Annotated in this window: 11 protein-coding genes; 5 read left to right on the forward strand and 6 right to left on the reverse strand. The window is 71.3% G+C overall.

Annotation, left to right across the window (positions count from 1 at the left end):
- Window positions 1–212: 212 nt before the first annotated feature.
- Complete coding sequence (locus tag N4G66_RS03570) at window positions 213–899, forward strand: YoaK family protein (RefSeq protein ID WP_261702447.1); 687 nt, start codon at window positions 213–215, stop codon at window positions 897–899.
- Between the two features lie 40 nt (window positions 900–939).
- Here N4G66_RS03570 and N4G66_RS03575 read toward each other — a convergent pair whose 3' ends face one another.
- Together N4G66_RS03575 and N4G66_RS03580 are read right to left on the reverse strand one after the other, a co-directional pair.
- The gene (locus N4G66_RS03575) at window positions 940–1,332 is read right to left on the reverse strand and encodes a hypothetical protein (protein WP_261702448.1); all 393 of its coding nucleotides are present in this window, start codon (window positions 1,330–1,332) and stop codon (window positions 940–942) included.
- Between the two features lie 146 nt (window positions 1,333–1,478).
- Window positions 1,479–2,648, reverse strand: a complete 1,170-nt coding sequence (locus N4G66_RS03580; RefSeq protein WP_261702449.1) for a steroid 3-ketoacyl-CoA thiolase — start codon at window positions 2,646–2,648, stop codon at window positions 1,479–1,481.
- 353 nt (window positions 2,649–3,001) lie between these two features.
- On the opposite strand from N4G66_RS03580, the gene N4G66_RS03585 reads away from it, so the two are divergent.
- Window positions 3,002–4,246 (forward strand): cytochrome P450, encoded by a 1,245-nt coding sequence (locus N4G66_RS03585; RefSeq protein ID WP_261702450.1) that lies wholly within the window; start codon window positions 3,002–3,004, stop codon window positions 4,244–4,246.
- 173 nt (window positions 4,247–4,419) lie between these two features.
- Here the strand turns inward: N4G66_RS03585 and N4G66_RS03590 are convergent, their stop codons facing one another.
- Complete coding sequence (locus N4G66_RS03590; RefSeq protein ID WP_261702451.1) at window positions 4,420–6,468, reverse strand: bifunctional glycosyltransferase 87/phosphatase PAP2 family protein; 2,049 nt, start codon at window positions 6,466–6,468, stop codon at window positions 4,420–4,422.
- Window positions 6,469–6,914: 446 nt separating this feature from the next.
- Between N4G66_RS03590 and proP the strand changes: the two genes are divergently transcribed.
- Both proP and N4G66_RS03600 read left to right on the forward strand, forming a co-directional pair.
- Entirely contained in the window at window positions 6,915–8,300 is a 1,386-nt protein-coding gene (gene proP, locus N4G66_RS03595; protein WP_261702452.1) for a glycine betaine/L-proline transporter ProP, read from the forward strand.
- A 217-nt stretch (window positions 8,301–8,517) separates the two neighbouring features.
- The gene (locus tag N4G66_RS03600; protein WP_261702453.1) at window positions 8,518–9,189 is read left to right on the forward strand and encodes an O-methyltransferase; all 672 of its coding nucleotides are present in this window, start codon (window positions 8,518–8,520) and stop codon (window positions 9,187–9,189) included.
- A gap of 28 nt (window positions 9,190–9,217) precedes the next feature.
- On the opposite strand, the gene N4G66_RS03605 is transcribed toward N4G66_RS03600, so the two are convergent.
- On the reverse strand, window positions 9,218–9,613 hold the full coding sequence (locus N4G66_RS03605) for a hypothetical protein (protein ID WP_261702454.1): 396 nt from the start codon (window positions 9,611–9,613) through the stop codon (window positions 9,218–9,220).
- A 119-nt stretch (window positions 9,614–9,732) separates the two neighbouring features.
- Between N4G66_RS03605 and N4G66_RS03610 the strand changes: the two genes are divergently transcribed.
- Window positions 9,733–10,215 (forward strand): DnaJ family domain-containing protein, encoded by a 483-nt coding sequence (locus tag N4G66_RS03610; RefSeq protein ID WP_261702455.1) that lies wholly within the window; start codon window positions 9,733–9,735, stop codon window positions 10,213–10,215.
- A gap of 232 nt (window positions 10,216–10,447) precedes the next feature.
- Here N4G66_RS03610 and N4G66_RS03615 read toward each other — a convergent pair whose 3' ends face one another.
- Together N4G66_RS03615 and N4G66_RS03620 are read right to left on the reverse strand one after the other, a co-directional pair.
- On the reverse strand, window positions 10,448–11,287 hold the full coding sequence (locus N4G66_RS03615; protein WP_261702456.1) for a hypothetical protein: 840 nt from the start codon (window positions 11,285–11,287) through the stop codon (window positions 10,448–10,450).
- 14 nt (window positions 11,288–11,301) lie between these two features.
- Window positions 11,302–12,108 carry a hypothetical protein gene (locus N4G66_RS03620; protein ID WP_261702457.1) on the reverse strand — a complete coding sequence of 269 codons (807 nt, stop codon included), beginning with the start codon at window positions 12,106–12,108 and terminating at the stop codon, window positions 11,302–11,304.
- Between the last annotated feature and the right edge of the window lie 16 nt (window positions 12,109–12,124).

Raw genomic sequence — 12,124 nt, forward strand, 5'->3', positions numbered from 1 at the left:
GATCAGCCCCAGAGCCTCACAGCACGTGCAAGGCGGCACCCCGCTTCCCCGGGGCTGCCGCCTTCGTCGTACCCGGACACGCTCGGGTACGACCGCCTCCCCCGCGGCTCCGCCCCGGACCCCGCCCCTCAGGCACCGGAGGGGCTGAATCGCCCCACGGCAAACCCGGGACCGGACGCGAGCGCGAGCGCCCCCGTGGTGGACTGACCTCCATGACCACGCAGACGGACACGCCCCACGACCCTGAGTCACGAGGTCTGCCACTGACATCCGCGCTGCTGTCGCTGACCGTGGTCAGCGGCCTCATCGACGCGGTGAACTACCTGGGCCTGGGGCACGTCTTCACGGCGAACATGACCGGCAACGTGGTGGTCCTCGGATTCGCGGCGGCCGGAGCGCCCGGCTTCTCCGTACCGCACACACTGACCTCGCTGTGCTGCTTCCTGGCGGGCGCGGTGACCGGCGGGCGGATCGCGGTGCGGTTCGGCAAGGGCTCACGCCGGAGCTGGGCCCGCGGCACGTTCGCCACCGAGGCGGTCCTGACGGCCGCCTGCGCGGCAGTCGCCTTCGCCGCACCGGACGCCACCGCCACGGCCTACACCCTGATCGCCGTCACGGCCTTCGCGATGGGCCTGCGCAACGCGACGGTCCGCAAGCTCGGCGTGGCCGACCTGACGACGACCGTCCTGACGATGACCCTGACGGGCCTGGCCGCCGACTCCCGCCTCGGCGGCGGCACGAGCCACAACTCCCCGCGCCGCATCGGCTCCGTGTTCGCGATGCTGCCAGGCGCCCTGCTCGGCGCATGGCTGGTCCTGCACCACGGCCTCGCCATCCCCCTGCTGATCGCGGCGCTGGTGCCGGCGGTCCTGGCGACAACAACCTCCGGCCGGGAGTGACGCGACCCGAGGCCTGCCGGCCGGAGCACCTCTCGGCCCCTCAGGCCGGAACGAACCCCGGCCACCACGGCGGGACGTTCCCGGGGCACACCGGATCGGGGTAGGAACCCATCGTGCCCAGCGCCGTCACGACGTACCAGAGGAACCACAGGTTGAAGAGGACGCCGACGGCGACGACGGCGCCTCGGCCGAACCTTCCGATCGCACCGTGGACGAGGGTCCAGGAAGCCGCCGTACCGATCCAGACGACGGGTGCGACGAGAAGCAGGGACAGTGAATTCGCCGACGCGTTCACACCGATGCCGCAGGACGCCCACACCCGGCCGATGACGAGAACCGCGACGAGCGAGGTCGGTACTCCGAGAAGCGCACCCAGGCGGAACCCCGCGAACCAGGGCCCTGACGTCTCCTCCGCCTCGGGCACCGCCTCCATGACCGGCCCCCCTTCTTCCCGCCCCCGCGGGACCGCACGTTCGCGGTGGCACAAAAACGCCGCCGCGAACAGTCCGCACCACGCGTGGTCCGGGAACCGACCTGACGCCGAACTCTACTGACCCAAGGGGAGGTCGGTACCGCGAACTACAACCGCTGAATGATCGTCCCCGTGGCCAGCCCCCCACCCGCGCACATCGTGATGAGCGCGAACTCCTTGTCGCAGCGCTCCAGTTCGTGCAGTGCCGTGGTGATGAGCCGGGCCCCTGTGGCCCCCACCGGATGGCCGAGCGCGATCGCGCCCCCGTTCACGTTCACCTTCTCCAGGTCCTGTTCGAAGACCTGCGCCCAGCTCAACACCACCGACGCGAAGGCCTCGTTGATCTCGACGAGGTCGATGTCCTTCAGGGACATACCGGCCTTGCCGAGCACGGCCCGGGTGGCGTCGATCGGGCCGTCCAGATGGAAGTGCGGATCGGAACCCACCAGCGCCTGCGCCACGATCCTCGCCCTCGGCCGCAGTTTCAGCGCCCGCGCCATCCGCTTGGACGCCCACAGGATGGCGGACGCGCCGTCGGAGATCTGGGAGGAGTTGCCGGCCGTGTGAACGGCCGTCGGCATCACGGGCTTCAGCTTCGCCAGCGCCTCCATGGACGTGTCACGCAGCCCCTCGTCCCGGTCGACGAGCCGCCACATGCCCTGCCCGGCCCGCTGCTCGTCCTCGGTGGTGGGCACCTGCACGGCGAACGTCTCACGCTTGAACCGCTCCTCGCCCCACGCGATGGCGGCCCGCTCCTGCGAGATGAGCCCGAGGGAGTCGACGTTCTCGCGGGTCAGACCGCGGTGGCGCGCGATGCGCTCGGCGGCCTCGAACTGGTTCGGCAGATCGACGTTCCACTCGTCGGGGAACGGCTTGCCCGGACCGTGCTTGGACCCCGAACCCAATGGCACCCGCGACATCGCCTCGATGCCGCAGCTGATCCCGACGTCGATGACACCCGCCGCGATCATGTTGGCGACCATGTGCGAGGCCTGCTGCGAGGAGCCGCACTGGCAGTCGACCGTCGTCGCCGCCGTCTCGTAGGGCAGCCCCATCGTCAGCCATGCCGTACGCGCGGGGTTCATCGACTGCTCGCCGGCATGCGTCACCGTGCCGCCGACGATCTGCTCGACGCAGTCGGCGTGGATGCCGGTGCGGCCGAGGAGTTCACGGTAGGTCTCGCCCAGGAGATAAGCGGGATGCAGATTGGCGAGCGCGCCACCGCGCTTGCCGATGGGGGTCCGTACGGCTTCGACGATCACGGGTTCCGCGGCCATGGGGGCTCGTCCTCTCCTCAGGCCTGCCCGGCGGTCAGGCCCTGCTGACCCGCGCAGCGCGGGGCGTCCCGGCCCACCCACCGCGCAGAACTAGAACGCGTACCAGTTCTGCGTGCAGTTTGCTGAGCGAACCCCCCGCGCCGCAAGGGTCCTGCAGCTCCCGAAGTCGTGATCTGCACGAATCCCGCACGCAATTGGGAGGCCCACACCTCTTGCCACTTGTAGAACCCGTTACTACCTTCTCGGCGATTCCCTGTTCCTGATGGACCGTCAGACCCGACCGCCGGACCCGCTCCCGGGAAAGGCGGTCACCACCGCAGGCACCACCGTAGGCGCGAGACCTGGAGTTGCCGATGCCCTGTCCAGCGCTGCCCGACGGGTTCGATTTCACCGACCCCGACGTACTGCACCAACGCGTTCCCCTCCCGGAGTTCGCCGAGCTGCGCCGGGCCGAACCGGTCCACTGGATCCCGCAACAGCCCGGTGTCGCGGGCTTCGAGGACGACGGCTACTGGGCCGTCACCCGGCACGCGGACGTCAAGTACGTCTCGACGCACCCCGAACTCTTCTCCTCGTTCCTCAACACGGCCGTCATCCGCTTCAACGAGCACATCCAGCGCGAACAGATCGAGGTCCAGCGGCTCATCATGCTCAACATGGACCCGCCCGAGCACACCCGGGTCCGTCAGATCGTGCAGCGCGGCTTCACCCCGCGCGCCATCCGCTCCCTGGAGGACGCGCTGCGCGCCCGGGCCGGTTCGATCGTGGCGAACGCGCTCGCGCAGGCCGGCCCCGACGGCGCCTTCGACTTCGTCACCCAGGTCGCCTGCGAACTGCCTCTGCAGGCGATCGCCGAGCTCATCGGCGTCCCGCAGGAGGACCGCGTCAAGATCTTCGACTGGTCCAACAAGATGGTGGCGTACGACGATCCGGAGTACGCGATCACCGAGGAGATCGGTGCCGAGTCGGCCACCGAACTCATCTCGTACGCGATGAACATGGCGGCGGACCGCAAACAGTGCCCCGCCAAGGACATCGTCAGCACGCTGGTGGCGGCGGAGGACGAGGGGAACCTCGCCTCCGACGAATTCGGCTTCTTCGTCCTGCTGTTGGCGGTCGCCGGCAACGAGACGACCCGCAACGCCATCACCCACGGGATGCACGCCCTGCTCACCCACCCCGACCAGTGGGACCTCTACAAGAGGGAGCGGCCCAAGACCACCGCCGAGGAGATCGTCCGCTGGGCGACCCCCGTCGTCGCCTTCCAGCGCACCGCGACCCAGGACACCGAGCTGGGCGGACAGCGGATCAGGAAGGGCGACCGCGTCGGCATCTTCTACTCCTCCGCCAACAACGACCCCGAGGTGTTCGAGGGCCCCGAGGTCTTCGACATCGCCCGTGACCCCAACCCGCACCTCGGCTTCGGCGGCGGGGGTCCGCACTTCTGCCTCGGCAAGTCCCTGGCCACGCTGGAGATCGACCTGATCTTCAACGCGATCGCGGACGCGATGCCGAATCTGCGGCTCGTCGGCGACCCGCGCCGCCTCCGCTCCGCCTGGCTGAACGGCGTCAAGGAACTCCAGGTCAGTCACGTATAGCGGGCGTCGCACGCTCGGGCCGACGGCCTCCCGGCACCGTCGGCCCGTCCCGAGGGAGGCAGGGGCTCATCCCCCCGCGCCCGCCCCTGCCTCCCCCGAGACCGCACAGACACGTCCGCACACACGCCCGCCCGTACACACGCCCGCCCGCACCCTCGCCGGGACGTACCGGATCAGTTCCGGCTACGGCCCGTCGCCGTGACCGGCTTCCTCGTGCCGGCCGCGACCGCTTTCATCGGCGTCCGGGACCGCGGGCCCTGGAGGAGATGGGTCAGGCCGAAGCCCGCGGCGACCACGGCCGCGCCGCCGAGGGCGTCCAGGACCCAGTGGTTGCCGGTCGCCACGATCGCGGAAACCGTGAAGAGCGGGTGCAGCAGACCCAGCGCCTTCATCCACCATCTGGGCGCCAGAATCGCGATGACGACCCCGCACCACAGCGACCAGCCGAAGTGCAGCGAGGGCATCGCCGCGTACTGGTTGGTCAGCGCGGTCAGGGTGCCGTAGTCCGGCTTGGAGAAGTCCTGCACGCCGTGCACGGTGTCGACGACGCCGAGGCCCGGGATCAGGCGTGGCGGGGCGAGCGGGTAGAGCCAGAAGCCGACGAGGGCGAGCAGGGTGGCGAAGCCGAGGGCGGAGCGGGCCCAGCGGTAGTCGGCGGGGCGGCGGACGTAGAGCACGGCGAGGACGGTGAGCGGGACGCCGAAGTGGAACGACTCGTAGTAGAAGTCGAAGAAGTCCCGCAGGAAGGGGATCTTCACCACCGCGTGGTTGACGCCGTGCTCGATGTCGAGGCGCAGGAACCGCTCGACGGTGAGGATCTGGTCGCCGTGGTGCTCGGCGGTGGCCCGGCCGTGCGCGTTGGAGCCGCCCGTCACGGCGAGGCGTACGGAGGCGTAGGCGGAGTAGCCGACGCGGATCAGGAGCAGTTCGAGCAGCAGGTTGGGGCGGGTGAGGACCCGGCCGAGGAACGGGAGCAGCGGCACGCGCTTCCACCGGGCGGGGACGGGCGCCGCATGGTCGGTGGAGACCGGGGCCCGGTAGAACTCCGAGGTGCGGGACAGGAACGGTACGACGGTGGCGGCGGCCAGCGCCGCGATCAGCACCACGTTGTCGCGCAGCGGCTCGAGCACCGGCTTGTCCGGCAGCATCATCCTGGCGGGCAGCGTCATGACGAGGACGACGGCGACGGGCCACACATAGCGGTCCGAGGCCTTGCGCCCGACCCGGCCGGCGAGCGCGAGCAGCACCCACAGCAGCTGGTGCTGCCAGGTGGTGGGCGAGACGGCGACGGCGACGCAGCCGGTCATCGCCACGGCGAGCAGCAGCTGCCCGTCGCGCGCGCAGCGCACCGCGCGTCGGAGTCCGACGGCGGCGACGACCGCGCCGAGCGCCAGGAAGAGGCCGATCTCCAGCGGCCCGGTGAGTCCGAACCGCAGCAGCGCGCCGTGCAGGGACTGGTTGGCGACGTCGTCGGCGTCCTTGCCGAGGCCGACGCCCGCAAGGTGGTGCACCCAGTAGGTGTTCGAGTCGCGCGGCATCGCGGCCCAGGCGAGCGCGGTGAGGGCGGCGAAGGTGGCCCCGGTGGAGGCGGCGGCGCGGCGGCGGCCGGTGAACCAGAGAAGCGGCGTGAAGAGCAGCACGGTCGGCTGGAGGGTTGCCGCGAGCCCGATGAGGACCCCGCAGACGCGCTCCCCGCGGACGGCGAAGCAGCCCAGCAGGACGAGCAGCACCGGGATGATGCTGGTCTGGCCGAGGTAGAGGGCGTTGCGTACGGGGAGCGACAGCACCAGCAGGCTGATGGCGACGGGCGCGGCGAGCAGCGACGTACGCCGGCTCACGGGGTGCGGCAGGGCTCGCGCGGCGACCAGGCCGAGCGCGACGACCAGCAGCAGGGTGCCGAAGGTCCAGCCCCAGCCGAGGGCCTGTTCAGCCGCCCGGGTGAGGGGTTTGAGGACGAGTCCGCCGAACGGGGTGCCGGTGAACCGTGTCGAGTCGTACAGCGAGCCCTTCATGTGCAGTACGCCGTTGGGGCCGACCCAGGTCTCCAGATCCGTCAGCCGGTCTGCCTTCGGTGCACTGAGGACGGCGGCGACCTGCCGTACGGCCAGTGTCGCGGCGATCGCCCAGAGCCCGATGCGGAGCGCGCGCAGCCGTGCCCGCGCCGTCTCCGCCGCCCCCGCGACGGCATTGCCCGCTCGTCCGCCGTGCTCCACGTTCGCCACGCCCTGTCGGCTCTCCCGCCACGTTGATTACCGCGCGCCCCACACGTCCCCTATGTCAGTCCATATCAGGACCTTATGGGGTGCGGCCGTCCTCGTCGAAATGCGCAGGAACCCCTCGCTCCACCTGACACCCCTACCCCTTTTGTCCGGTTGACGATAGTTCGCGGAGAGTCCGGTCCCCCCTCGACTTCGCGACATAGATCACAAATGCCCCTTCGGAGGGAGCGCCCCGGCCGCCTCGTCACACCTGCGTACGCCGCCTTTATGTGCGCTGCGCGGCGGGTCGCACACCGCACGTGACGTGGACGAACAGTCCTAAGGTCGCTTCTTCGGTCCGCCCCGGGCGAGCCGCCGGCCGCCTCCGGGCGAGCCGCCGGTCCAGTCCGGGCGAGCCGCCGGTCCGCCTCCGGGCGGACCCGTCCCTGTCCCCGGCGAAAGGAAGGCCCTTGCCGACCGCGACCCCGACAGCCCCCGCCGTATCCGTCCCGGCCCCCGCACGGCCGGCCTCCCCCGAGGTCACCGTCACCGACCCCGCGCTGGTCAGGCGCGCCGTGAAGGCGGCAGCGCTCGGCAACGCGATGGAATGGTTCGACTTCGGTGTCTACAGCTACATCGCGGTGACCCTGGGCAAGGTCTTCTTCCCCTCGGGCAACCCGACCGCCCAGCTGCTGGCGACCTTCGGCGCCTTCGCCGCGGCCTTCCTCGTCCGCCCACTCGGCGGCATGGTCTTCGGCCCGCTCGGCGACCGGATCGGCCGCCAGAAGGTCCTCGCGCTCACCATGATCATGATGGCGGCGGGCACCTTCGCGATCGGTCTGATCCCGTCATACGCCACGATCGGCGTCGGCGCCCCGGTCCTGCTGCTCGCGGCCCGTCTGGTGCAGGGGTTCTCCACCGGCGGCGAGTACGCGGGCGCCTCGACCTTCATCGCCGAGTACGCGCCCGACAAGAGGCGCGGCTTCTTCGGCAGCTGGCTGGAGTTCGGCACGCTGGCCGGATACATCGGCGGCGCGGGCCTGGTGACCCTCATGACCGCCCTGCTGTCCACCGACGACCTGCTGTCCTGGGGCTGGCGCGTCCCGTTCCTGATCGCGGGCCCGATGGGCATCATCGGCCTCTATCTGCGGATGCGCCTGGAGGAGACCCCGGCGTTCGCCGCGGAGCTCGAGAAGTCCGAGGCCGACCGCCCCAAGGTGCCGCTGCGCGAGATGATCACCGGCCAGTGGCGCAACCTGCTCCTGTGCGTGGGCCTGGTCCTGGTCTTCAACGTCACCGACTACATGCTGCTGTCCTACATGCCGAGCTACCTGACCAGTGAGCTCAAGTACGACGAGACGCACGGTCTGCTCGTGGTCCTCGGCGTGATGGCGCTGATGATGATCGTGCAGCCCTTCGCGGGCGCCCTGACCGACCGGATCGGCCGCCGCCCGGTGATCGCAGCGGGCTGCGCGGGCTTCCTCGCCCTGTCCGTCCCGGCGCTGCTGCTGATCCGCCAGGGCAGCCTGTTCGCGATCGCGCTCGGCATGGGCGCCCTCGGCCTGCTGCTGGTCTGCTTCACCGCCGCGATGCCCGCCGCGCTCCCGGCCCTCTTCCCGACGCGGGTCCGCTACGGCTCGCTCTCCATCGGCTTCAACATCTCGGTCTCGCTCTTCGGCGGCACGACCCCGCTGGTGGTCACGGCCCTCATCGGGGCGACCGGGAACATGATGATGCCCGCGTACTACATGATGGCCGCGGCCGTGATCGGCGGTGTCGCCGTCTGGTTCATGACGGAGTCGGCGGGCCGCCCGCTGCCGGGTTCCGCGCCCGCCGTGGAACCCGCGCGCCGCTGAGGCGGCACTACTCTCGCCGGGCCCGCGCGCCACTGACGTCGTGGCCCTCCTGGCGCCCGCGCGCCACTGCTGTCACACCTCCGCAGGTGCCCTCGCGCGCCCGCCCCGGAATCGGCCCGCCGGGCCCGAATCCTGCTGGCACGCGCGGGCGCCGGCGGATAGGTTCGTCTCCGGAAGTCCTTAGCGCATCTAACTAGGCATATGAAAGGCCCGGTGCATGAGCGAGTCGCAGCTCTGGAACGACGTCGACGACCACTTCACCACCCTCCTGGCCCCCGCCGACGAGATCCTGACCGCCGCGCTGCGAGACAGCGACGCGGCCGGACTGCCGCCCATCAACGTCGCGCCGAACCAGGGCAAGCTGCTGCAGCTGCTCGCCGAGATCCAGGGCGCCCGCCGCATCCTGGAGATCGGCACGCTCGGCGGCTACAGCACGATCTGGCTGGGCCGCGCCCTGCCCGCCGACGGGCAGCTGATCACCCTCGAGTACGACCCCCGGCACGCCGAGGTGGCGCGCGCCAACCTCGCCCGGGCCGGCCTCGACAGGATCGCCGAGGTGCGGGTGGGCCCCGCCCTGGAGTCCCTGCCGAAGCTGGCGGACGAGAACCCCGAGCCGTTCGACTTCGTCTTCATCGACGCGGACAAGGTGAACAACCCCCACTACATCGAGTGGGCGGCCCGGCTCACCCGGCCCGGCAGCGTGATCGTCCTCGACAACGTCGTCCGCGGCGGAGCTGTCACCGACGGGGCGAGCACCGACCCGAGCGTGCTGGGCACCCGGGCCGCGCTCGAACTGATCGCCTCCCACCCGAAGTTGAACGGCACGGCGGTGCAGACGGTGGGCAGCAAGGGGTACGACGGGTTCGCGCTGGCACGCGTACAGGCCTGATCACCCGCCCCGCCCGGCCCGATCGGTCCTAGGCCTCGTGATAGAAGCCCACGTTCACGGTGTGGGGGCCGGTGCGGTCCTGGATGACGAGTTCGCCGGAGCCGCCTGCCGGGAGTCCGGCCGTCCCGCCGTACGGAAGCGGCTGGGACGGCAACCCCGCCAGGATCAGCCGGACCTCGGAGGACGGTTCCGCGTGGGAACCCCGAAGCCAGGTGACCTGCCAGGAGCCGTCCGGGCCGCACAGGAACTCCAGGTGGACCCGGGACACGAACAGCCAGTCGTCGGGGGTCGCGAGACGGCACACGGCCCGGTCCCGGCCCACCCGCAGCATGGCCCCGGGGTCGCTCGGCGCGTCGGCCATCTGCATCCCGGCCGTCGCACCGGCGTCCGCTCCGGACACCGAGGCCATGGTGAGTTCGAGCACGCGCGCTCCTTCGTGAGGTACTGGTCCAATTGTCCTGGCGCGGAACGTGGTTGCCCCGTCGCCGCCGCATGATAATTCGCCCTTTCCCCTCGCCGTGTGACCTCCGGCACAATGGACTCATGACCGAGCGCAAGCCACCCGGTGTCAGCTTCGAGTCCTGGGTCGACAAACAGATCCGTGAGGCGGAGGCCCGCGGCGAGTTCACGGGACTCCCCGGCGCCGGCAAGCCGATGCCGGAAGTCACCGACACCCCGTACGACGAACTCTGGTGGATCAAGCGGAAGATGGCCCGTGAGGGGCTGTCGGTCCTGCCGCCCACACTTGCCCTGCGCAAGGAGGCGGAGGACGCCCTCGTGGCGGCCTCCGCGGCCCCTTCGGAGCGGACGGTGCGGCGGATCGTCGAGGACATCAACGCCAAGATCCGCGAGGTCATGTTCAAGCCGCCGCCGGGCCCTCCCCTCGGGCTCAAGCCGTACGACGTGGAGAAGATCGTGCGGGAGTGGCGTGCGGCCCGCGAGGACCCGGCCCGAGCGGACCCGGCCCCCGGCGGCGGACACCCCGAGGGACGGGCCGACGGGCAGGGAGGCACCGGAGCCGCGTGAGGCCGCGGAGGACCGCGGGGATACCGGAGGAAGTCCGGTGAGAACCCCGCGGCACTGTGAACCGCGCGGCCGCACACGGACTCGACGGCCCGCGCGAAGTACGTGCTGCCAAGCCCGCGACGAGCCCGTGCGGCCGCTGGAAGGACGTGCGGCCGCATGCATGCGTGAGGCCGCGTCCCGGGGCATGGTCCGGGACGCGGCCTCACCTCACCAGGGAGGTGTCCGAGTGGGCTCAGAGCCGCAGGAGCCGCTCGGTCATCTCGCGGTAGTCCCGCAGAGCCAGCCGGAGCTGCTCCGTGTCGGAGCCCGTCGCCTTGTCCTCGCCGCCGGACTGCCAGGACGTGCGCAGGGCGCGGCGCCGCCGGGTCACGGCTTCCGTGAACCGGCCCGCGAGCTCTTCGAGCACATGGTCGGCCTCCTCGACGGAGGCCTGCGGACCGTCGACGAACCCGCCGACCGCGTGCCGCATCCGCAGCGAGAACTTGTCGTACTCGTCCAACGGCAGCATCCGTTCGTCAGACGCGGCACGATCTTCCGTGCCCGTGCCCGTGCCCGTGCCCGTGCCCGTGCCCGTGCCCGTACGGCCCTTGGTGTCCGCCGGGCCGCTCTGGGGGAGCGCTCCCCCGGCGCCACGGGGCACGGGTCGCGGCCCGGGGCCGTCGGACGTGCGGGGTCCGTCGCCGGCGCCCGTGCGCCCTGTACGGTCGCCGCTCCGGGCCTCCCGCTCGCCGACCTCAGCACCTGTCGTCTCGCGGGCCTTCGTGCCGGTCCCCGTCGGCCCGCTCGGCCGGGCTGCCGCGCCGTCACCGTTCCTGGCCGGATCGCTGTTCCTGGATGGGTCGCCGTTCCTGGCCCGGTCGCCGTTCCCAGCCGGGTCGCGCCGGCCGGTCTCGGCGGACGCGGGATCCACCTGGCCCTTCAGGGCCTCGCGGCGCGACACTTCCTCGGTCTCCTGACGGTTCTCGCTCTCCCGGTCGTCCGGGGAGCGCTCGGCGGGTACCGGGGTCACGCGGCCTTTCACGACAGCCGCTTCACGCGACGGGGTCTGCTCAGAATCCTGGTCCGGCTTCATGGCGCTCACCTTCTTCAACTCCCCTTCGCCTGACGCCTGTTGAAGGACCAGGGCAGAGGGGAGCGAGTGTCGGGGGTGGAGGTCTCGGTGCTCTCGGTGCGCTCAGTGCTCTCAGCGGTTTCGGCGCTCGTCGGCGCCTGCGCGGACTCGGTGCGCCGGACGTCCTTGGTCATGCCGAACCGCTTGGGGCGCTCCGAGCGGGCGGCCGTCGGCTCGCTGACCTCGTCCGCGTCGCGCACACGGCCGGGGGAGGTCTCCTGGCGGGTCGGGGTCAGCAGGTCGTCGAAGAGGTCGCGGGCCTCCAGCATGGCCTCGCGCATCTGCTCGGTGTCGACGCCGCCGTTCTGGCCCCCGCCGGTGCGGGCCAGCGCGGCACGGTGCACACGCCGGTAACCGTGGACGTGGTGTCCGTGGTGAACGGAGAGGGCGGAGACCTGCTCCTCGTAACGGTCCCCTTCGGGGAACCCGCGTGCTCCGGCCAGCTCACCGAGCAGCCGGTCGGCCTCGGCCACCGCCTCCTGGGGCGAATCGACGAAGCGTTCCTGGGCGGCCGTCCAGCCGGCCGCGTACCGTTCCCGGGCCGCGGGTTCGAGGGGCCGCTCGCGCAGCGCGCCGTGCTGCTTCACGCGCTCGTTGAGGTCGCGTTCGGCGGCCTGGGTGTCGCCGTCGTGCCGGGCGACGGTTCGGTCGTACTCCGGTCCGAAGCGCCGCCGCAGGGTGCGCCCGCCCGGCGGCCTTCGGGCGAGGAGGGTCAGGGCGGCCGCGACAACGGCAACGGCCGCCACAATCACGATCAGAGCGATGATCACGCCTGTGGACATGGGTGCCTTCCGGGGT

Origin of the sequence: Streptomyces rhizosphaerihabitans, from assembly GCF_025399795.1 — a bacterium.
Classification (GTDB): Bacteria; Actinomycetota; Actinomycetes; order Streptomycetales; family Streptomycetaceae; genus Streptomyces; species Streptomyces rhizosphaerihabitans.